Below are 22010 nucleotides of genomic sequence, written 5' to 3'. Positions count from 1 at the left end.
CGGACCCGGCGCGCGCACACGCAGCGGCTCCCGTGGCAAGTGACCACCACGAGAGCCGCTTTGTCGATACGTGACGAGCCGTCTGCTGACCGTCCGTCACCCGGCGGGATCAGCCGCTGACGACCGTCACCTCGCCGATGCCCAGCGCCTTGACGGGCTCGGCGATCTGCGCCGCGTCACCGACCAGGACCGTCACCAGCCGGTCCACCGGGAAGGCGCTCACGACCGCCGCGGTCGCCTCGACGGTGCCGGTCTTGGCGAGCCGGGCGTACAACTGCGCCTGGTAGTCGTCCGGGAGCTGCTGCTCCACCTGGTCGGCCAGCGTCCCCGCGACGGCCGCGGCGGTCTCGTACTTCAGCGGCGCGACACCGACGAGGTTCTGCACCGCGACGTCACGCTCGGCGTCCGTCAGCCCCTCCGCCGCGAGGGTGCGCAGCACCGTCCACAGGTCCTGGAGGGCCGGCCCGGTGGACGCGGTGTCCACCGACCCGCTGATGGCGAGCAGTGCGGCGCCGGTGGCCCCCTCCGGCGAGGACGGGGCGGAGGAGCGCAGCACCTGCCCGAAGGCGCGCACCCCGTAGGTGTAGCCCTTCTCCTCGCGCAGCACACGGTCCAGCCGGGACGTGAGGGTGCCGCCCAGGCAGTACGTGCCGAGCACCTGGGCGGGCCACACCTGGTCGTGCCGGTCGGCGCCGACCCGCCCGATGAGCAGCTGCGTCTGGACGGCGCCCGGGCGGTCGACGATCACCACGCGGCCGGCGTCGTCGGCCACGACCGCGGTGGGCTTCGGGGGCTCGGCGGTGGAACCCGTCCAGGCGCCCAGGGTGTCGGCCAGCGCCGCGTCCAGGTCGACGCCGGTGAAGTCGCCGACGATGACGGCGGTGCCGGTGGCGGGCCGGACATGCGCGTCGTAGAAGGCGCGGACGGCGGCCGCGTCGATCCGCGCGACGGTCTCCTCGGTGCCCTGGCGGGGCCGGGACATCCGGGAGGTGGCCGGGAACAGTTCCTTCGACAGCGCCATCGCGGCACGCCGGGCCGGGTTGGCCAGCTCGTGCGGGATCTCGTCGAGGCGGTTGCCGACGAGCCGCTCGATCTCGCTGTCGGGGAAGGCGGGGGCGCGCAGCGCGTCGGCGAGCAGCCCGAGGGCGCGCGGCAGCCGGGAGGCGGGGACCTCCAGGGAGACCCGCACACCGGGGTGGTCGGCGTGCGCGTCCAGGGTGGCGCCGCAGCGCTCCAGCTCGGCGGCGAACTCCTCCGCGGTGTGCTTGTCGGTGCCCTCGGACAGGGCGCGGGCCATGATCGTGGCGACGCCGTCGAGGCCCTCAGGCTCGGTCTCCAGCGGGGCGACGAGGTTGACCTCCACGGCAACGACCTGCTGGCCGGGGCGGTGGCTGGTCAGGAGGGTCAGCCCGTTGGCCAGCCGGCTGCGCTCGGGGGCCGGGAAGGCCCACGGCTTGGGGGCGCCGCCCCGGGGCTGCGGGTGGAACTCCATGGTGCTCACGGGGGCGTCTGCGGGGGTGGTGGCGTCGGTCACTTGGCCGCCTCCTCTTCCTCGGTGCCGGCGGCGTCGGTCTGCGCGGTGGGCTCGTAGACGAGCACGGCGCGGTTGTCGGGGCGCAGGCGGGCCTTGGCGATCGTCTGCACCTCCAGCGGGCTGATCGCCAGGACGCGCTGGACGGCGGTGAGCGCGAGCTGCGGGTCGCCGAACAGGACGGCGAAGCGGCACAGTTCGTCGGCGCGCCCGCTGACCGTGGCGAGCCGGTCCAGCCATTCGCGCTCCAGTTGGGCCTGCGCCCGCTCCATCTCCTCCGGGGTCGGCCCCTCTTCGGCGAAGCGGGCCAGCTCCTCGTCGACCGCGGCCTCGATGGCGGGCACCTCCACGCCACCGGACGCCTTGACGTCCAGCCAGCCCAGCGAGGGCGCGCCGGCCAGCCGCAGCAGGCCGAAGCCTGCGGCGACCGCGCTGCGGTCGCGGCGCACCAGGCGGTTGTACAGGCGGGAGGACTCGCCGCCGCCCAGGATGGTGAGCGCGAGGTCGGCGGCGTCGGCCTCACGGGTGCCGTCGTGCGGGAGGCGGTAGGCGGCCATCAGGGCACGGGAGGGGACGTCCTCCGCCACGACCGTGCGGATCTGGTCGCCGATGGTGTCGGGCAGACCGCCGTCGCGGGGCGGCTGCTTGCCGTCGTGCGACGGGATCGACCCGAAGTACTTCTCCACCCAGGCCAGCGTCTGCTCGGGGTCGATGTCGCCCACGATGGACAGGACCGCGTTGTTGGGCGCGTAGTAGGTGCGGAAGAAGGCCCGCGCGTCCTCCAGGGAGGCGGCGTCGAGGTCGGCCATCGACCCGATGGGGGTGTGGTGGTACGGGTGGCCCTCCGGGTAGGACATGGCCGTCAGCTTCTCGAAGGCCGTGCCGTAGGGAACGTTGTCGTAGCGCTGGCGGCGCTCGTTCTTGACGACGTCGCGCTGGTTCTCCAGGGACTCGTCGTCGAGTGCGACCAGCAGCGAGCCCATCCGGTCCGCCTCCAGCCAGAGGGCGAGCTCCAGCTCGTGGGCGGGCATGGTCTCGAAGTAGTTGGTGCGCTCGAAGCTGGTGGTCCCGTTGAGCGAGCCACCGGCGCCCTGGACGAGCTCGAAGTGGCCGTTGCCCTTCACCTGCGCGGACCCCTGGAACATCAGGTGCTCGAAGAGGTGAGCCAGGCCCGTACGGCCCTTGACCTCGTGGCGCGACCCGACGTCGTACCAGAGGCAGACGGCTGCCACCGGCGTCAGATGGTCTTCGGAGAGCACCACGCGCAGGCCGTTGGCCAGCCGGTGCTCGGTCGCTGTCAGGCCGCCGGAGCCGGCTTGTTCTGTGGCCGTGTGACCCATGGGCATGTACGTCCCTTCGATCCGCTTGCGAGGAAGTTCTGTCACTGTATGCAACCGCGTCGGCATCTGGCGAAGTTCCCGTGAGGAAGGCCCCGAACGTGCGCCGTGGCCGCCTGCGGGGCGTCAAGGGGGGAGTCGTGGTGAGCGTTGTCGGTGGGGCGGTCCACAATGGTCCGCGTCAGACTCATCGGACTCGCCGGTCGGTCCGCCGGCCGGCCGGTCAACGTTGATCCCAGTGTGGGTCCGAAGCGTTGACCCGACAGCGTTGATCACACATCGGCAGTAGACGCAGCAAAAGGAGCCGCAGCCGCGATGGCCCGCCGCAGCACGAAGACCCCGCCGCCGGACGACTTCGAGGAGAGGATCCTCGACATCGACGTCGTCGATGAGATGCAGGGTTCCTTCCTTGAATACGCGTACTCGGTCATCTACTCGCGTGCCCTGCCGGACGCCCGCGACGGTCTCAAGCCCGTACACCGCCGCATCCTCTACCAGATGAACGAAATGAGCCTGCGGCCCGACCGCAGCTACGTGAAGTGCGCCCGGGTCGTCGGCGAGGTGATGGGTAAGCTCCACCCGCACGGCGACGCGTCGATCTACGACGCCCTGGTGCGCATGGCGCAGCCGTTCTCCATGCGGCTGCCCCTGGTGGACGGGCACGGCAACTTCGGTTCCCTGGGCAATGACGACCCGCCCGCCGCCATGCGGTACACCGAGTGCCGGATGGCGTCGGCGACGTCCCTGATGACGGAGTCCATCGACGAGGACACCGTCGATTTCACGCCCAACTACGACGGCCAGGAGCAGGAGCCGGTCGCCCTCCCCGCCGCGTACCCGAACCTCCTCGTCAACGGGTCGTCCGGGATCGCCGTCGGTATGGCGACGAACATGCCGCCGCACAACCTCGGCGAGGTGATCGCCGCCGCCCGCCACCTGATCAAGCACCCGAACGCCGACCTCGACACCCTGATGCGCTTCGTACCGGGTCCGGACCTGCCGACGGGCGGTCGGATCGTGGGCCTGGGCGGTGTACGGGACGCGTACGAGAAGGGCCGCGGCACGTTCAAGATCCGCGCCACGGTCACGGTGGAGGACGTCACGGCCCGCCGCAAGGGGCTGGTCGTCACCGAACTCCCCTTCACGGTCGGCCCGGAGAAGGTCGTCTCCAAGATCAAGGATCTGGTGGGGGCCAAGAAGCTCCAGGGCATCGCGGACGTGAAGGACCTCACCGACCGCGAGCACGGCCTGCGACTGGTGATCGAGGTCAAGAACGGCTTCAACCCCGAGGCCGTGCTGGAGCAGCTCTACAAGCTCACACCGATGGAGGAGTCCTTCGGCATCAACAACGTCGCGCTGGTCGACGGCCAGCCGCTGACGCTGGGCCTGAAGGAACTGCTGGAGGTCTACGTCGACCACCGCTTCGACGTGGTGCGTCGTCGCAGCGAGTTCCGCCGCACCAAGCGGCGCGACCGGCTCCACCTGGTCGAGGGCCTGCTGACCGCTCTGGTGGACATCGACGAGGTCATCCGCCTGATCCGCTCCAGTGAGAACAGCGCCCAGGCCAAGGAGCGCCTGATCGAGCGGTTCTCGCTGAGTGACGTGCAGACCCAGTACATCCTGGACACCCCGCTGCGGCGGCTGACCAAGTTCGACCGGATCGAGCTGGAGGCGGAGCGCGACCGGCTGGAGTCCGAGATCGCGGACCTGACCCGGGTCCTGGACTCGGACGCCGAGCTGCGCAAGCTGGTCTCGGGCGAGCTGGCCGTGGTCGCCAAGAAGTACGCCACGGCGCGCCGCACGGTTCTGCAGGAGTCGGCGGGCGCCTCGATCGCCGCGGTGCCGCTGGAGGTCTCCGACGACCCGTGCCGGGTGCTGCTGTCCTCCACGGGCCTGCTGGCGCGCACCACCACGGCGGAGACGTCGTTCGACGCCGACGCCAAGCGCGGCAAGCACGACGTGATCGTCTCGGCGGTGCCGGCGACGGCGCGTGGCGAGGTGGGCGCGGTGACGTCCTTCGGGCGGCTGCTGCGGCTGGCGGTGATCGATCTGCCGCAGCTTCCGGACACCATGACGCCCAGCCTCTCCGGCGGCGCGCCGATCTCGGAGTTCCTGAGCCTGCAGGACGACGAGCGGCTGGTGTGCCTGACGACGCTGGACGAGTCCTCGCCGGGTCTTGCGCTCGGTACGGAGCAGGGCGTCGTGAAGCGGGTGGTGCCCGACTACCCGTCCAACAAGGACGAGTTGGAGGTCATCACCCTCAAGGAGGGCGACCGCATCGTGGACGCGATGGAGCTGCGTACGGGCGAGGAGGACCTGGTCTTCATCACCGACGAGGCGCAGCTGTTGCGGTATCCGGCGGCACAGGTGCGGCCACAGGGCCGGCCGGCGGGCGGTATGGCCGGCATCAAGCTGGGCGAGGGCGCGAAGGTGATCGCCTTCGCGGCGATCGATCCGGCCGCGGACGCCGTGGTGTTCACGGTCGCCGGGTCGCACGGCACGCTGGACGACTCGGTGGCGACGGCCAAGCTCACGCCGTTCGACCAGTACCCGCGCAAGGGCCGGGCGACCGGCGGTGTGCGCTGCCAGCGTTTCCTGAAGGGCGAGGACTGCCTGACGATGGCCTGGGCCGGTCCGGCGCCGGTGCGGGCCGCTGACGCCAAGGGAGCGCCGGTACCGCTGCCGGAGCCGGATCCCCGCCGGGACGGCTCCGGAGTGGCGCTGGACAAGCCGGTGGCAGCACTGGCCGGTCCCGTGTAACCACGACGGCCTGCACACACGACGCCGCCGGGGTGGTGAACGACCACCCCGGCGGCGTCGGTTGTACGCCCCGGGGAACCGGCCTGGAGAGCGTTGCCGCCTGTAGCGGCGCCTACGACATCAACTCCCGGCCTCAAGAGGCGCTCCCCGTAACGGTGCCTCTCCGTGGCAGGCCGACGGCACACGGCGCTCCGGCCGCTGCGCTCACGCCTCCTGCTCGGGCACGTACCGCAGCACGCCCCACATGCTGTTCTCATCGGCCTCCGCCGGCACGGTCTGGCGGCAGTTCTCCAGCTCCTTGCGCAGTGCCGGAGCATCGATACCGCTGCCGATCATCACCAGCTGGGTGCACCGCTCCTCCCCCTTCGGCCACGGCTCGGGGTAGAAGCGCAGGAAGTTGCCGACAGCGTGCAACATGAACTTCTGACGGTTCTCCGCGACGTCGAAGTGGACGAACCCCTTGATGCGGTAGAGGCCGCCGGGTCGGCTGTCGAGGAACTCCATCAGGCGGCGCGGATGCATCGGCTCGGCGGACGTGAACTCCACGCTCTCGTAGGCGGCGTGCAGGTGCTCGGCGTGGCCATGCTCGCAGTCACGGCAACTCTGGTGGTCGTGGTCGCCACCGCCATCGACCGCCTGGCCCGGGGCTCCGTTGGCGGAAGCCTCGCGCAGCAGGTCCTCGAAGGACAGTTGGCGCACAGCCGCATCGCGGTCCTCCCCGGGCCCGCGGTCGAAGAAGATCTCCGGATCGATCCGCCCGTACGCCGTGCAGATCACCGGCCTGCCGGGAGCGAGATATCCGAGCGTGCCGATGAGCTCCTGACGCGCGTCGTCCCCGATCCTGTCGGCCTTGTTGAGCACCACGAGGTCGGCGATGCCCACGTGCCGGTCCAGTTCGGGGTGCCGAACGCGAGTGTCTGCAAATTCCGCTGCGTCGACCACCTCGATCAGTCCGCCGTAGACGATCCGGTCGTTGTCGCTCGCCAGGATCATGCGGATGAGTTCCTGTGGCTCGGCCAGCCCACTGGCCTCGATCACGATCACGTCGATACGTGCCGCGGGGCGGGCCAGCCGCTCCAGGTAGGTGTCCAGCTCACTCGTGTCGACGGCGCAGCACAGGCACCCGTTGCCGAGCGAGACCATCGAGTCGACCTGCCCGGCGACCGTCATGGCGTCGATCTCGATGCTGCCGAAATCGTTGACAATCGCACCGATACGGGTGCCGTCGCCGGCACGCAGCAGGTGGTTGAGGAGGGTGGTCTTGCCTGACCCCAGGAAGCCCGCGAGCACGACGACCGGGATCTGTTGCGTGGCCAAGGGGAGCGCCTCCATGGTGCGGGTGGCGGGCCGCACGGCCCGGCGGCGGACGAGCTGTCGATCGTAACGGACCGCCCATGCCAAGGGCCCCGCCCTGCTACCCGTCCGGCCCGGAGACCGCCCCGGATCAAACGAACCGCGGCAGTCGTGAACAGCGACCGTGCCGGATGAGGCGCATCCACTCCTCAGGCCACTCCACGGATGCTCTCGAAGTCCCGGCCCTACCGATGGCCGAGGTCCGCACCACCACCCGTCTGGAGCCTGCGACACCTGCGCACCAACGTCACCGCCTCCGCCGACCCTCATTGGGTGCCTTCGGCGTCGGCCTCCTGCGTTTCGGCCGTGCCGGGCGGCGTCGCAGCCGGCGGCCTCCGTGCCCGATTCCGCTGTACCGGAGGCACGACAGACCACCGCCACTCGTCGTGGCATGCCTCGCAGTCCTCCCGGCATTCCGGGCATGGCCCTCCGGGTTAGGCTCACCTTTGTGAGCACATGCGCTACCGCTTCCCTCGAAGCGTCCGAACCTCTCGCTGGAACAGCAGCCACCGCCCGGACCTGGCTGCTGATCGAGCAGACCGGGCCATGGGGAGCCAAGGCGCTGGCGGACAGCCACCTCGACCCGCACGTCGGCCGGGCCCTGGAAGCCGCGGCAGAAGGTACCGGCGTGCGCGTTGCTCTCATCCGTCGGCCCGGGCGCCATGCCGACTTTCACGGCACCCCCCGGCGTCGGCTGTTCCTCGCGCACACCGCTCCCGGCCGTTCCTGGATCCGCACCACCATCGTCACCGACCCGCGAGCTGCGCTCGGGCTGGATTTCGCCGCCGCGGGAGCCGGAGACCATCTCGGTCTCTGGGAGCCGTACACCGGCGAACCGGTGGTGCTTGTGTGCACCAACGGAAAGCGGGATCGCTGCTGTGCGCTCCTCGGCCGCCCGCTGGCCGCCGAGCTGGCCGCCGGGGGCGGCGCGACGTGGGAGGTGACGCACATCGGAGGTCACCGTTTCTCCCCCACTCTGTTCGTCCTCCCCTACGGCTACGCCTACGGACGCGCCTCGACTCAGCTGGTCAAGGATGTCGTGGAAGCGGCGCGAGGTAGTCTCGTCGCGCTCGACCAGTGCCGGGGCCGTTCGACGTGGGACCGTCCGGCCCAGGCCGCCGACCTCGCGGTCCGCGAGCTGATCCGGGAGCGTCGCGCGGACGCACTCGACGTCGTACGGACCGATCCGGTGCGGCCCGAACCGGCCGGACCGGGGAGTGGCCACGGACCGACGTCCGGAGACGGACCGATGGCGAACGCCGTTGACAGTTGGGCCGTTACCGTTGCGCACACGGACGGGCGAGGCTGGAGAGTCATGGTCGATCAGCGGGCCGATGGTGCTCCTGCGCCCGCCAGCTGTGGTGCGCCGCTCGGTCCACCGACGCGTATGGCGGTCGCCTCCATCACCGCGCTCGCGGACGGCGTTGCTGCGGGGCAGTCCCGCTCGCCCGCGCTTCCGCCGTTCTGATTCCGGCGGTGGATCCGGATCCGCCGCTTCACCGCCCCGACGGGGGTTCCGTGCCGTGTCGACCGGTCCCGCGCCGGTCTCCACAGCGCGGGCCAGCGCAACCCCCAACGCCAGTCCCAGCGTCGCAGCGAACCCCAGAGTCAACATCGGCCCCATCGACCGCAGCACGGTTGCCATACTCCGGTCGCCCCGCGCCCCCACATCCGACGGCACCGCGCCAGCGCCTGCAGCCCACATGCCCGTTCCCCTCCGCGCGCTGTCCCCGCGCGCACCCCGGCCGGTGCATTCACCTGCTCAACGCGGCGCTGCCTGGCAGCCACCGAGCGACATGGGACGGACCACCGGCCTCGGACCTGACCCTGCGAGGCTACGCACGCACAATCCGCAACCGCGCGGGCTGTGGATAACTCCGCGTCGGCCCCGGCCCGGACTCCGCCGTGCGCTCAAGTCGTCCCGGCGTGAGCCCTCGCAGCGCGGGGAACCGCTCCCTGCCCACGGCCGCGGAGCACCACCCGACCCTCACGACGCCCGCGGCAAGGGCAACGGTCCACCGGCGCCATCAGCACTGTGCCGACAGGACCGGCAAGCATCTCTCCGCGTCGACTCACCGTGCGGACGTCCCCGGAGGCTCCGCGAGGCCGTGCCGGTAGGCATACCGGATCGCCTGCGCCCGGTCGCGTAGTCCCGCCTTGGCGAACAGGTTGTTGATGTGCGTCTTCACCGTCGCCGTGGAGACGTGCAGGGTACGGGCGATCTCCGGATTGGTCTGGCCCCCCGCCACGAGACGCAGCACCTCCACCTCCCTGGCGGTGAGCCCGTCCGGCGGCTCTGCGGGCGGTTCGGGACGGCTCGGTGCGGGCTCGGCGATGCGCTCCAGCAGGCGACGCTGGATCTTCGGTGACAGCCCCGCGTCGCCCGAGAGCACGCCGTCGATGGCGCGGACGATCTCGTCCCCGTCTGCATCCTTGGTGAGGTACCCACGAGCGCCGGCCTGCAGGGCAGGAAAGAGCGAGTCGTCATCGGCATACGTGGTGAGCACCACGACCTGGGTTCCGGGATGGTCCGTGCGGATGCGGCGAGTGGCCTCGACACCATCGCAGCGCGGCATCCGCAGATCCATCAGGACGACGTCGGGGGCGAGTTCGGCAACGAGGCGGACGGCTTCATCGCCATCAGCCGCCGAACCGACAACCTCGATGCCCGGCAGCAGCCCCAGCAGCATCACGATGCCCTCGCGTACCACCGTCTGGTCATCGACCACGACCACACGCGTCGTTGTACACGCCGTCATGCGGGCACCTTCAACCGCACCACAAAACCCTCCTCGTCGGGGCCGGATTCCAGCGTTCCACCGAGGAGTTCGGCGCGCTCCCGCATCCCGAGGAGACCGTACCCGGAACCGCTCATCGCGAGCTCACCCGGTTTGCCGCGACCGCCGAAGTCCCGCACCATCAGGCCCACGTTGCCCTCGTCGTACTCCAGCCGCATCCGCACCCGGGCTCCCGGTGCGTGCTTGCGCACGTTCGTCAGCGCCTCCTGGGCGACCCTTCGGATCGCGAGTCCCGCTTCCGCGGAGAGTGCGCGCGGCTCGCCCACAACGTCCAACTCCGCGCCCTCAGCGGCCGCCAGACGGCGCAGGAAGTCCTCGACCGGGGCCATCTCGCCGCGGAGGGCTGAAAGGGCCTCACGAGTGCCGTCAAGCCCTTCTCGCGCCATCCCACGGCAGGCCACCACCTGCTCCAGCAGTTGTTCGCGATCCGCCTCCAGATCGCTGCTGCGCTGGATCAGTTGCCGAGCCGCCTCCAGATGCACCAACTGGGCGCTCAGGCTGTGCGCGAGGACATCGTGGATCTCACGGGCGATCCGCCCCCGTTCGGCAAGGGCCGCAGTCTCCGCCTCGGCTTTGCGGGCCGCGCGCTCCTGGACCAGCAGCCGCTGCGTACTGCCGCGCGCCTCGGCGTCCAGGCGTACGACGTAGCCGGCCAGCGCCAGACCCGCGGCGGTCACGGCGGTGGTCAGCCAGTTGTCGCTATTCACCACGGCGAACGCACCGAGTGCGAGGGCGGAACACGGCACCGCGGCGCTGAGCGGCAGTCGCTCCATCGCCGTCATGGCGCAGGCGCACCACACGACGATCGCCGGCAAACGGGCGCCGACCAGAAAGAAGCCGAAGGCGGTGGCCTCCAGTAGGGCGAACAGCACGATGGAGGGCCAGATCCGCCGCTCCAGTGTCATCCGGAAGAAGCCTCGGAACGCCAGCACAGCGATGACGACTCCGGCACCCGCCGCGGCCAGTCCCCAACCGCTGAAGGCCCCTCCCCCGAAGGTGGCCCAGAGCAGGCCGACAAGCACAATGACGCGGATGCCGCGGCCGATCCACAGACGAGTCTCGCTGAGGCCCTCCTTCGAGAGTGCCTCCCTCAGCGGCCATCGCGTCCAGGCATTCGGCGGCACTTCGGGTCCTTTCGGTGCGCGGCGCAGGGCCTCAGCCCGCGACAGGGACACCGTACGTCCGCTGGAGCCCCTGGGCCCGCCAAGCGGTCACACCGGCACGGGTGAGCAGCATCGCGGCTACGGACAGCAGGGTCGACTGGCTGCTCTGGTGGACCCCCAGGACGGCGGCTACACCCATGAGTCCCAAGCGCAGCGCGATACCACCGAGCCATACGCCCGCCGCCGCCCAGGTTCCCTTGGTCCACACCGCGCCGTTCTCGTCCGTCCACAGGCGTGTGGTCCACGCCCAGGCCGCTCCACTGACCAGTCCGATCAAGAGCGTGGCGAGCAGCAGCGCTACGGAGGCGGCGCGATGAGCGGGGTCCAGGAGGCCGGGCTGCCGCAGCGCCAGGAAGACCAGGATGGCCGGCATCAGCCACCACTTCCTGCCCTCCGACGTGACGCGCTGCGCCGTGAACTGCCGTGCAAAGACGATCGCGACGATCGCGACGAGCACAGCGATGTTGAGCAAGCCGCTCATGGCCTGAAGCCTCCGTGGTACGGGGAATTTCGACGCTCCCGACGCTACGGAGAGAGCCCCGTGGCCCGGATCGGAGCCAGGGTGGGACGTGGGTGGAAATGGCGACGGGCGCCTCTCCACCTGTGGGTGGAGAGGCGCCCGTACCGTGCTGTGACCGGCTCAGGTGTCGATGCGTGAACGGTCCAGAGTGGCGGCGGAGTTGGTGATGAACTCCTTGCGGGGAGCGACTTCGTTGCCCATCAGGAGGTCGAATGCCTTCTCCGCGGCTTCGAGATCGCTGATGTTGATCCGCCGCAGGGTGCGGTGGCGCGGGTCCATGGTCGTCTCGGCGAGCTGGTCGGCGTCCATCTCACCGAGACCCTTGTAGCGCTGGATGCTGTCCTTGTAGCGGACGTTCTTGCGCTGGAGCTCCAGGAGGGTCTGTCGCAGCTCGTTGTCCGAGTACGTGTAGATGTACTTGTCCTGGCCCTTCTTGGGGCTGACCAACTCGACACGGTGCAGCGGCGGGACGGCGGAGAAGACCCGGCCCTGTTCCACCATCGGCCGCATGTAGCGCTGGAAGAGCGTCAGCAGCAGGCAGCGGATGTGCGCCCCGTCGACGTCCGCGTCGGCGAGGAAGATGACCTTGCCGTAGCGGGCGGCGTCGATGTCGAAGGTCCGCCCCGAGCCGGCCCCTATGACCTGGATGATGGCGCCGCACTCCGCGTTCTTCAGCATGTCCGAGACCGACGACTTCTGGACGTTGAGGATCTTGCCGCGGATCGGCAGCAGCGCCTGGAACTCCGAGTTCCGCGCCAACTTTGCGGTGCCCAGCGCCGAGTCGCCCTCGACGATGAACAGCTCGCTGCGGTCGACGTTGTCGCTGCGGCAGTCCGCCAGCTTGGCGGGCAGGGACGAGGACTCCAGTGCCGTCTTCCGCCGCTGGGCCTCCTTGTGCTGGCGAGCGGCGATGCGCGTACGGGCCGCGGCGACGATCTTCTCCAGCACGGAGCGGGCCTGCTGCTTGGCGTCCCTCTTGGTGGAGGTCAGGAACGCCTTGAGTTCCCTGCTGACCACCTGGGCGACGATCCGCGACGCGGCGGAGGTGCCGAGCACCTCCTTGGTCTGGCCCTCGAACTGGGGCTCTGCGAGCCGCACCGTGACGACGGCGGTGAGGCCCTCCACGGCGTCGTCCTTGACGACGTCGTCCTCGGCGACGCGCAGCAGCTTGCTGGCCCGCAGCACCTCGTTGACGGTCTTGGCCACCGAACGCTCGAACCCGGCGACGTGGGTGCCGCCCTTGGGGGTCGCGATGATGTTGACGAACGACTTGATCGTCGAGTCGTAACCGGTGCCCCAGCGCAGGGCGATGTCGACGCCCAGTTCACGGGTGACTTCGGTGGGTGTCATGTGGCCGCGCTCGTCGAGCACCGGCACGGTCTCCTTGAAGGTGCCCTGGCCGGTCAGCCGCAGGACGTCGCAGACGGCCTTGTCCTGGGCGAGGTACTCGCAGAACTCGCTGATTCCGCCGTCATAACGGAACGTCTCTTCCGTCTTCCCGGCACCGTCGATGCCGCGCTCGTCCCGGACCACGATGGTCAGGCCGGGCACCAGGAAGGCGGTCTGGCGGGCACGGGCGTGCAGCGTCTCCAGGGAGAGCTTGGCGTCCTTGAGGAAGATCTGCCGGTCCGCCCAGTAGCGCACCCGGGTGCCGGTCTTGGTCTTCGGGATGCGCTTGCCCTTGTGCAGCCCGTTGGCGGGCTCGAACGGGGCGTCCGGTCCGGATTTGGTGAAGGCACCGGGGACGCCGCGGCGGAAACTGATCGCGTGGGTCTTGCTGTTGCGGTCGACCTCGACGTCCAGTCGCGCGGAGAGCGCGTTGACCACCGAAGCGCCGACGCCGTGCAGACCGCCGGAGGCGGCGTAGGAGCCACCGCCGAACTTTCCGCCGGCGTGCAGCTTGGTCATCACGACCTCGACGCCGCTGAGCCCGGTCTTGGGCTCGACGTCGACGGGGATCCCTCGGCCGTTGTCCTGGACCTCCACGGACCCGTCGTCGTGGAGGATCACCTCGATGTGGTCACAGTAGCCGCCGAGCGCCTCGTCGACGGAATTGTCGATGATCTCCCACAGGCAGTGCATCAGGCCGCGACTGTCCGTCGAGCCGATGTACATGCCCGGGCGCTTCCGGACGGCTTCCAGACCCTCAAGGACGAGCAGATGCCGCGCGGTGTAGTTGGAACCGTCCCGGTCTGCCCCGGTCAGCACTGCGGTGGACGGCACGGACATCTCGGCGGTCACGCGGTTCGCTCCTCGCTGAATTTCTGACAGTCCGCATTCCGCGGACTCGGTTGTGGCGGTGTCGCCGGTGAGAGGGTACCGAGGCCCAGTAGAGCCGATGTGACGCCACCCGTGAGCGTGACCATGGTAGTAGAATTTCGCTCGTACGTTCGATCGCTCGATGGGGTGACGTCCTAGTGACGTGCACATCACGTTCCCTTCGAGGCATGAACCATTTAGGCTCCGGGCACGTCCTCATCAACAACCGGCAAGCCAGCCGGGAGGGCAGACTTCAGCAACCAACGTGAATCAGACCACCACGCACTACGGCTCATTCGCCGCCACCCGGCAGCACCCGGCCCCTCGGAAGAAATTTTTCGAGGAAAAGGCACGAGCGGGAACGTTTTCGGCCTGGTTGGATGTTGACCCTGGTACGACAGCTCGTCGAGCTAGAGAAGAGGCGACGTGACTACTGTTCTGACACCCGCGAGCCCGCTGACGGCCGCTGACCGGTGCGACCGCTGCGGCGCCCAGGCATACCTGCGCGTCGTCCTGATGTCCGGCGGAGAACTGCTCTTCTGCGCCCACCACGGCCGCAAGTTCGAGCCAGAACTCAAGAAGATCGCCGCGGAAATACAGGACGAGACGGAGCGGCTCACGACCACTCCAAGGTCTGCGTCCGAAGAGGAACGCTGACACATCGCAACCACGACGAGCGAGTAGCGGCTCAACGCCGTGCGGCGGGCGGACTTTCCGGCACGACCGGGGAGGCCGCCCGCACTCGTGCTCGCTGCGGCTGCCCGCTTGGCCGGCGTCTTTGAGTCGGCGTCGCCGAGTCGGCGTCATTCAATCGGCGCCGTGCTCGAGTACGGCCGGCAGCAGCGCGGACGCCCGGGTGTAGACACCGGGGCTGCCCGCGCGCCCGCAGCCGGTCCCCCACGACACCAGTCCCACCAGCTGGCCGCGCACGACCAGCGGCCCGCCGCTGTCCCCCTGGCAGGCGTCACGCCCGCCCTTCAGCTCCCCCGCGCACAGCATCGAGGTGGCCTTGTACGTGCCGTCGGCGCTGCCCGGGTAGGCCTGCGTGCACACGGCGTCGCGGAGCACGTTCACCTTGGCTGACCGCAGCCGTGATGCGTAGCTGCCGTCGCCCGTCATGTCGCCCCACCCGTAGACCGTGGCGGCGCCGCCAGGGTCGTAGACGCTGTCGTTGGGGCGCGCTATTTGAATGGGTTGGTTCGGGACTCTCTTCTGGAGGGTTACGACAGCCATGTCGCCCTCGTTGGTCCAGCTGTTGTAGTGCGGATTGACCCACACGTTGGCGATCTTTATCTCCTGGCCGCCCTTGCTGGTGAGGTTGTTGCGACCCACGACGACGCGCAGGTCCTTCACCTCCTGCCAGGGCAGTCCCAGGACTTCCCGGCCCAGGCAGTGCGCGGCCGTCACCACCGTCGCGTGCCCGACCAGCACACCGCCGCAGAACTGACCGGAGCGCCGGTTCCCGAACCGCTGGTGCGAGGCCAGGGCGACCGCCCAGGGGCTCTGAGAGAGGCGGACGGGCTTCCCCCCGACCACCAGGTCATCTGCGGCCGCTGAGGCCGGCACGGCGAGGATCAGGGCAAGCGCCCCGAGGGCGGCGCGTACGGTGGGGCGCATACGGACTCCCGACTCTGGGAAAGTGGTCGCCTACCCAGAGTGACCCAAACGGGCGCGCCCCGCACCCGGACGGCCGCGAGCCCGGCGCTCCACGGAGGTGGAGGGCCGGGCTCGCGGCACGATCGGAGCCGTCTCGACTAGTCGAGGTAGTCCCGCAGCACCTGGGAGCGCGACGGGTGGCGCAGCTTCGACATGGTCTTGGACTCGATCTGGCGGATCCGCTCACGGGTGACGCCGTAGACCTTGCCGATCTCGTCGAGGGTCTTGGGCTGGCCGTCCGTGAGGCCGAAGCGCATGGACACCACGCCGGCCTCGCGCTCGGAGAGGGTGTCCAGCACCGAGTGCAGCTGCTCCTGGAGGAGCGTGAAGCTGACCGCGTCGGCCGGGACGACCGCCTCGGAGTCCTCGATGAGGTCACCGAACTCGCTGTCGCCGTCCTCGCCCAGCGGGGTGTGCAGGGAGATCGGCTCGCGCCCGTACTTCTGGACCTCGATGACCTTCTCGGGGGTCATGTCGAGTTCCTTGGCCAGCTCCTCCGGGGTGGGCTCGCGGCCCAGGTCCTGGAGCATCTGGCGCTGGACACGGGCCAGCTTGTTGATGACCTCGACCATGTGGACGGGGATACGGATCGTGCGGGCCTGGTCGGCCATGGCGCGGGTGATGGCCTGGCGGATCCACCACGTCGCGTAGGTCGAGAACTTGTAGCCCTTGGTGTAGTCGAACTTCTCGACCGCACGGATCAGACCGAGGTTGCCCTCCTGGATCAGGTCCAGGAAGAGCATGCCGCGGCCGGTGTACCGCTTGGCCAGGGAGACGACCAGTCGGAGGTTGGCCTCCAGGAGGTGGTTCTTCGCCCGGCGGCCGTCCTCGGCGATGATCTCCAGCTCGCGCTTCAGCTTGGGCGCGAGCTTGTCGCTGTTGGCGAGCTTGTCCTCCGCGAACAGACCCGCCTCGATGCGCTTGGCGAGCTCCACCTCCTGCTCGGCGTTGAGGAGCGGGACCTTGCCGATCTGCTTGAGGTAGTCCTTGACCGGGTCGGCGGTGGCTCCGGCCGCGGCGACCTGCTGGGCGGGCGCGTCGTCCTCGTCCTCGTCCGACAGCACGAAACCGGCGTTCTCGGCGGTCTCGGCGTCGGTGGGCTCGCCCTTGCCGGGCGCCGGGGTCTCCTCGGTCAGCTCGTCCTCGAGCAGATCGTCGACGTCCTTCTTGGACCCGGTCTTCTTCGCGGTGGCCTTCTTGGCCGTGGTCTTCTTCGCGACCGTCTTCTTGGCGGCCGTCTTCTTCGCCGCGGCCTTCTTCGCAGGCGCGGACTCGGACTCACCGAGGGCCGGATCCGCCATCGAGGTGGCGGCCGAGGCGGTGGTGGTCTTCTTCACCGTGGCGGTCTTGGCCGCGACGGTCTTGGTGGCGGTGCGCTTCGCCGGACTCTTCGCTGCGACGCTCTTGCGGGTGCGCTTGGGCGCCTCTGCGGCACTGACCATCAGCGTCACACCCTCCTCGTCGAGGATCTGGTTGAGGCTGCGCAGAACGTTCTTCCACTGGGTTGGCGGAATCTGGTCAGCCTCGAAGGCCCGACGCACGTCATCGCCGGCGATCTGCCCATCTGCCTTTCCCCGCTCGATGAGCGCCATCACAGACTCGGACTCGGCGATCTCCGGCGGGAGCGTACGGGATGTGCTGGCCGACACGAACAACCTCTCGGAACGTTGGAAACGGCTTCCGACCCCGTCCACTGTGGATCGGAGCCGACGACCGCCGGTGGGGATGGACCGACGGCGCAGGGGCAACCGGGGAGTTGAACAGCGCCACGAACGCCGCTCGTATTCCCTCCTCGGCTATCACCTCTTACGTCATCGCGCTTCCCCGGAGAGCGTTACGCCCAATCTGCGTGGCCCGAGTCACACCCCATAACGACCCATTCCCAGTCATATGCAGCGCAATCCTCTCAAAGCATTCCGCCGGATCCGGACGACGCCCCGGATCCGGCGATCTTGTGCTCCTTCGGTACGTGTCGCGCGTCCTCGGCAGGGGTGCACGGGGCGCGAGTCCGCGCGGTGCTCACGGTCCGCACGCGGTCAGGTACGAGGCTTCAGTGCTCGCGCGGCGCGGGGACGACGTGGTCCACGGGCGTCCCGGCACCCTGGCCGGCGGCCTCGCCATGGGCGGCGAGGAGCTGGCGCATCGCGGTCTCGGCGGCGGAGGCGTCGCCGGAGCCGATCGCGTCGACGACCCTCATGTGCTGACCCACGGACGTCTCGACCGGCCGCTCGCAACCGCTGCCGGGTCCACCGGAGACGTGCAGGGCGGAGGTGACGATGCCCGCGAGGTGCTCGAGCATGCGGTTGCCGGCGAGCTGGAGGAGCAGGGTGTGGAACTCGGCGTCGGCGCGGGCGAAGGTCATGGTGTCGCCCTGGGCCGCCGAGTGACCCATGATCTCGACCATGTCGGCGAGCCGCTGCTGGATGTCCTCGCGGCCGTGGCCGGCGGCGAGCCGGGCGGCCAGCGGCTCGATCGTCCAGCGCAGCTCGCACAGCTCGCGGCGCTGGTCGTCGCGCTGCGGCCCGTAGGCGCGCCACTCGATGATGTCGGGGTCGAGGAGGTTCCAGTCGCTGACCGGGCGTACTCGGGTCCCCACGTTCGGGCGCGCGCTCACCAGGCCCTTGGCCTCAAGGACGCGCAGGGACTCGCGGACGACGGTGCGGGAGACCTCGAAGCGCTGACCGATCTCCTCGGGGACGAGCGGGCGGTCGGCGCCGAGGTCGCCGGAGACGATCATCTGGCCGAGCTGCTGGACGAGTTGGCCGTGGAGGCCGCGGCCGCGGCTGCCCGCCGCGCGCCGGCCGACCCGGCCGATGTCTGTCTCGGAGCCTTCCCAGACCGGCGAGACGCGCTCGGTGCGGTCCTGGCCGGCCGCGTTGGCGGCGTTGGCGTAGGGGTAGCGGTCAAGCTCGCCGGGGCCTGCGAGGCCGGTGTCGCCGGGGCGAGCCGCGGTCATCATGGTGTGCGCAAGGGTACTCACGCATCCTTTGTCGGCGACACCCTGAACGGCCTTGAGGTCTTTGGTGAAAAGCACACGAAAGGGTGATCGCCCGTTATCTCGCAATTGACGCTTTATCGGAAAGAAATGCGCTTTCGTCGGTGAGTTGTGGACAGCGGGCGCAACAACGGGGCCTGGAAGCGGACGTTTTGGCCGATCGGCGCCTCCGGCCCGTTAGCACGGTGAACACATAAGCGCAGACCAGGGCGGCGGGGGCAACACCCCTGCGCAGACTGCGGGTTGGGGCACCGGCGGCGCCATGTGCGGAAGACCTCGATCGGTTCCGGAAGGTGGTCGGAGCGCCTCGGGCGGAGTGCGGGGGCGGCGTCGAGCGCGGTCGTGCGCGTCGTGGTGCGCGACGGCCAGTCGCGCCGGGGCGAGCGGGAGTTGGCGGGAGTCGGCGGGGACTTCCGCGGGGGCCTTGGGGCGCGTGGCGGAGTTCGTCGGGGCGTCGCGCGGGAGAGGGGTGCGCGGCGATCACATGGGGCGAAGTCGCCGTGGTGGGTGGGTTGCCCGGGCGGCCGCTGCCGGGCGGGACGCGGAGTCACCGGGGACGGTGAGTTCGGCGGCGGCTTCTTGACGGCGCGGGGAGGCGTGCACACAGGAGGCAGACGGGGGCGCGCGGCGGTGGCCGGTGCGTGGCCGGCCACCGTGGGGACGGCGCGGGGCGGGTCAGACCTCCGGGCGCAGCATCGGCGGGTTGAGGAGGGTCGCGCCGCCGGCGCGGAAGAGCTGGGCGGGGCGGCCGCCCTGGCGGGTGGTGGTGCCGCCGGTGGGGACCAGGAAGCCGGGGGTGCCGGTCACCTTGCGGTGGAAGTTGCGGGGGTCGAGGGCGACGCCCCAGACCGCCTCGTAGACGCGGCGCAGCTCGCCGACGGTGAACTCCTGCGGGCAGAAGGCCGTGGCGAGCGAGGAGTATTCGATCTTCGAGCGGGCGCGTTCCACCCCGTCGGCGAGGATGCGCGCGTGGTCGAAGGCGAGCGGGGCGGTCAGGTCGCCTTCGCGGGCGTGGGCACTGCCCTCCTGGTCCAGGAGGGATTCGACGGGGGCCCAGCGGGCGCTGTGGGCGTCGCCGCCGGCCCGGGGCGCGGGCAGGTCGGGGGCGAGGACGAGGTGCGCGACGCTGACCACGCGCATGCGGGGGTCGCGCTTGGGGTCGCCGTAGGTGGCGAGTTGTTCGAGGTGCGCGCCGTAGGCGGGCGGCGGGCTGCCCTCCGGCGGGTAGGCGTGCAGGCCGGTCTCCTCGACGAGTTCCCGGGCCGCCGCCTCCGCCAGGTCCTCGTCGGCGCGGACGAATCCACCGGGCAGGGCCCAGCGGCCCTGGAACGGCGGCTCACCGCGGCGCACGGCCAGCGCGCACAGGGCGTGGCGGCGCACGGTGAGCACGACCAGGTCGACGGTGACGGCGAAGGGCGGGAAGGCCGACGGGTCGTAGGGAGGCATGCCGTGATCATAGTCGTCCGCCTGACGATAAACAGGTCATGCGGGCTTCAGGAGCCCAGTTGCAGACCGTCCGCGGCTTCTTCGACCATGCCCATGCCGAGCCGGCTGATCCGTACGGCGAAGGGCTGCTCGGCGAGGGTCAGTCCGGTCAGTTGCATCGCGCCGAGCGGGGGGTTGCCGAGCGGGCGCACGGCGACCGTCCCGGCCGGGACGTCGGGGCGCAGTCCGGCGACGGCGAGGAGGATCTGCACCGCGCCGGCCGCCGCGACGGCCGCGGGGCGGCAGGCCGCCGGGTGCGGGGCGGGGACGCCGCCGGCGGTGCGCTGCTCCCCCGCGAACATCTCGGGCAGGCGGTGGCCGAAGCTCTCGGCGGCGTCGAGGACGCCCCTGGTCAGGGTGGCGGCGGCAGCCTCGTGACCGGCCGCGGCGAGTCCGGCGACGGCGACGGCGGTTTCGTGGACGCGGACCGCTCCGCTGCGGTGGCCGAACGGGTTGTAGCCGCTCTCCTTGGCGCCGAGTCCGCGCAGGCCCCATCCGGAGTCCATGACAGGGGCGCGGAGCAGTCGGGCCAGTTGGTCGGTCCGGGCGGCGTCCAGCAGGCCGGGGGCGAAGGTTCCGCCGCCGAGCAGGCCGGTGTCGAGGAGATGGGCGGCGGTGGCGCCGAGGTGCGGGACGGGGCGGCCGTCGGCGGTGAGCAGGGCGGCCGGGCGGCCGCCGGTGCGGTCCTCCACCCAGAAGTCCGTGCGGAAGCGGGTGCGCAGGTCGGCCGCCCAGTCGCGGAGCGCAGGGGCGCCGGGGGATCCGCAGGCGTCCAGGAGATCGGCGCCGAGGAGGGCGGCGCGGTGGGCGTGAGCCTGGGTCTCGCAGCGGTAGGGGCTCTCGGGTGCGGGGTCGGGGAGGTAGCCGCCGCGGTCCGTGCCGCGCGGGTCGGTGGCCGTGCGCAGCCACTGCAGGCAGCGTTCGGCGGCGGGCAGCAGCCGCTCGGTCTCGTGGTCGGGCAGGCCCCAGCGGCGGGCCTCGGCCAGGACCGCCGGGAAGAGGAGGGTGGCTTCGATGCCGGTGCAGCCGGGCGGGGCGTGGGGTCCGGAGTCCCGGAGGGGGCCGGGAATTCGGCCGAAATCCGCTCCTGGGGTGGCCTGTTGGGTGCGCGCCAGGGTGCGCAGGGTGGCGGCGGCGAGCCGGGTGCCGAGGGGGAGCAGCATCCGGGCGGTCCACAGGGCCTCGGCGGGGGCGAGGCCGCAGCGCCAGGGGAAGCCGCCGGCGACGAAGACGTCCGTGGGCAGGGCCGGGTCGCGCATCAGCAGGCCGTGCAGATCGTCGAGGCTGCCCGCCATGAGGGCGTCGGCGCGGGGGTCGTCGCACTCCAGGCGGGCGGCGGACCAGGAGCGCGGGGGCCGTTCGCTGCGGGCGCGGGGGCCGGTGGGTGCGGTGCGCGGGCCGGGGACCAGGATCCGGCCGACCCGCCCGGCCGGGGCCGGTTGTCCGCCCGGGCCGTATTCCAGGCGGGGGTGGAGCTCGATGGTGCGCCGGCCGCCGGGGGGCAGCTCCAGTTCCCAGCGGAGCAGGCCCGCGGAGGCCAGGGCGTCCTGTGGTGCGGGGGTGGCGGTGACTGTCGCGTGGGCCCCGCGACCGGACCAGCGGAGGCCGGATCCGTGGACGGCGGCGCGGAGTTCGGGGCCGGGGAGGCCGACGGCGACGGCGCCCAGGTCCGCCAGGTCGGTGCCCAGGTGGATCTCGACCGGCAGCCGGACGGGTCGGGCGGCGCTGCTGTGGAAGGTGATCTGCTCGGTGCCGTCGGCGGACCGCAGCCGCTCCATCCGGATCTCCGGGTCCGGTCCGCGCTCGCCCGCTCTGCGGATCACGCCGGTGAACCTGGCTCGGTCCGCACCGGTCAACCGCCCCTGGACGACGAGGGGTTCGCCGCCCGCGGCGCGTACCTCGCAGCGGGAGAGGATCCGTCGGCCGTCGCGGTAGCAGCCGTCCAGGCCCCGGCCGGTCAGCTGCCCCGTGGGGGACGACACGGCGAGCGAGGGAAGGGCCACGCAGACCAGTGCCGCGTGCACGGGCTGGGGCTGCGGCGGCCGGGCCGGCGCGGTGCGCCGCGCTCCGACGGGCCGGTGGGTCGGCTGGGTGGTGGGGACGATCCCTGGCACGCTCTGCGCTCCATGATGAGGTGGGGGTCCTTCCGGACT

At 70.8% G+C, this 22010-nt stretch carries 15 protein-coding genes; 3 read left to right on the top strand and 12 right to left on the bottom strand.

What is annotated here, in order from left to right; translation table 11 throughout:
• Positions 1-109: 109 nt before the first annotated feature.
• Both JNO44_RS31090 and JNO44_RS31085 read right to left on the bottom strand, forming a co-directional pair.
• Positions 110-1492 (bottom strand): M16 family metallopeptidase, encoded by a 1383-nt coding sequence (locus JNO44_RS31090; RefSeq protein WP_205370805.1) that lies wholly within the window; start codon positions 1490-1492, stop codon positions 110-112.
• 38 nt (positions 1493-1530) lie between these two features.
• The gene (locus JNO44_RS31085) at positions 1531-2871 is read right to left on the bottom strand and encodes a M16 family metallopeptidase (RefSeq protein ID WP_205370803.1); all 1341 of its coding nucleotides are present in this window, start codon (positions 2869-2871) and stop codon (positions 1531-1533) included.
• Between the two features lie 312 nt (positions 2872-3183).
• Here JNO44_RS31085 and JNO44_RS31080 point away from each other — a divergent pair, with 312 nt between their 5' ends.
• Positions 3184-5628 carry a DNA gyrase/topoisomerase IV subunit A gene (locus JNO44_RS31080; RefSeq protein ID WP_205367010.1) on the top strand — a complete coding sequence of 815 codons (2445 nt, stop codon included), beginning with the start codon at positions 3184-3186 and terminating at the stop codon, positions 5626-5628.
• 204 nt (positions 5629-5832) lie between these two features.
• Here JNO44_RS31080 and JNO44_RS31075 read toward each other — a convergent pair whose 3' ends face one another.
• The gene (locus JNO44_RS31075; protein WP_205367009.1) at positions 5833-6945 is read right to left on the bottom strand and encodes a CobW family GTP-binding protein; all 1113 of its coding nucleotides are present in this window, start codon (positions 6943-6945) and stop codon (positions 5833-5835) included.
• 484 nt (positions 6946-7429) lie between these two features.
• Here JNO44_RS31075 and JNO44_RS31070 point away from each other — a divergent pair, with 484 nt between their 5' ends.
• On the top strand, positions 7430-8449 hold the full coding sequence (locus JNO44_RS31070; RefSeq protein ID WP_205367008.1) for a sucrase ferredoxin: 1020 nt from the start codon (positions 7430-7432) through the stop codon (positions 8447-8449).
• A 604-nt stretch (positions 8450-9053) separates the two neighbouring features.
• Here the strand turns inward: JNO44_RS31070 and JNO44_RS31065 are convergent.
• The 4 genes from JNO44_RS31065 to JNO44_RS31050 form a co-directional block, all read right to left on the bottom strand.
• Positions 9054-9740, bottom strand: a complete 687-nt coding sequence (locus tag JNO44_RS31065; protein WP_205367007.1) for a response regulator — start codon at positions 9738-9740, stop codon at positions 9054-9056.
• Positions 9737-10903: a sensor histidine kinase gene (locus tag JNO44_RS31060; RefSeq protein WP_205367006.1), complete on the bottom strand. Its 1167-nt coding sequence runs from the start codon at positions 10901-10903 to the stop codon at positions 9737-9739. The genes JNO44_RS31065 and JNO44_RS31060 overlap by 4 nt, the downstream gene beginning before the upstream one ends.
• A 31-nt stretch (positions 10904-10934) precedes the next feature.
• Positions 10935-11423, bottom strand: a complete 489-nt coding sequence (locus JNO44_RS31055) for a DUF1453 domain-containing protein (protein WP_205367005.1) — start codon at positions 11421-11423, stop codon at positions 10935-10937.
• A 159-nt stretch (positions 11424-11582) separates the two neighbouring features.
• Positions 11583-13703: a DNA gyrase/topoisomerase IV subunit B gene (locus tag JNO44_RS31050; protein WP_205367003.1), complete on the bottom strand. Its 2121-nt coding sequence runs from the start codon at positions 13701-13703 to the stop codon at positions 11583-11585.
• 444 nt (positions 13704-14147) lie between these two features.
• Between JNO44_RS31050 and JNO44_RS31045 the strand changes: the two genes are divergently transcribed.
• Positions 14148-14378, top strand: a complete 231-nt coding sequence (locus JNO44_RS31045) for a DUF7455 domain-containing protein (RefSeq protein WP_205367002.1) — start codon at positions 14148-14150, stop codon at positions 14376-14378.
• Between the two features lie 150 nt (positions 14379-14528).
• Here JNO44_RS31045 and JNO44_RS31040 read toward each other — a convergent pair whose 3' ends face one another.
• The 5 genes from JNO44_RS31040 to JNO44_RS31020 all read right to left on the bottom strand — a co-directional run bounded on the left by JNO44_RS31040 (position 14529) and on the right by JNO44_RS31020 (position 21860).
• On the bottom strand, positions 14529-15338 hold the full coding sequence (locus JNO44_RS31040; protein WP_205367001.1) for a serine protease: 810 nt from the start codon (positions 15336-15338) through the stop codon (positions 14529-14531).
• Positions 15339-15475: 137 nt separating this feature from the next.
• Positions 15476-17032, bottom strand: coding sequence for an RNA polymerase sigma factor (locus JNO44_RS31035; protein WP_073449692.1), 1557 nt, complete (start codon positions 17030-17032; stop codon positions 15476-15478).
• A gap of 395 nt (positions 17033-17427) precedes the next feature.
• The gene (locus JNO44_RS31030; protein WP_073449694.1) at positions 17428-18411 is read right to left on the bottom strand and encodes a FadR/GntR family transcriptional regulator; all 984 of its coding nucleotides are present in this window, start codon (positions 18409-18411) and stop codon (positions 17428-17430) included.
• 636 nt (positions 18412-19047) lie between these two features.
• A complete protein-coding gene (locus JNO44_RS31025) occupies positions 19048-19818 on the bottom strand; it encodes an NUDIX hydrolase (protein ID WP_205367000.1) in 771 nt (256 codons plus the stop codon).
• Between the two features lie 47 nt (positions 19819-19865).
• Positions 19866-21860: a glycogen debranching N-terminal domain-containing protein gene (locus JNO44_RS31020; RefSeq protein WP_205370801.1), complete on the bottom strand. Its 1995-nt coding sequence runs from the start codon at positions 21858-21860 to the stop codon at positions 19866-19868.
• Between the last annotated feature and the right edge of the window lie 150 nt (positions 21861-22010).

Origin of the sequence: Streptomyces noursei (assembly GCF_016917755.1) — a bacterium.
Lineage (GTDB): Bacteria > Actinomycetota > Actinomycetes > Streptomycetales > Streptomycetaceae > Streptomyces > Streptomyces yunnanensis.
The sequence above is the reverse complement of the archived record's forward strand: the minus strand, read 5'-3'. Positions and strand labels throughout refer to the sequence as shown.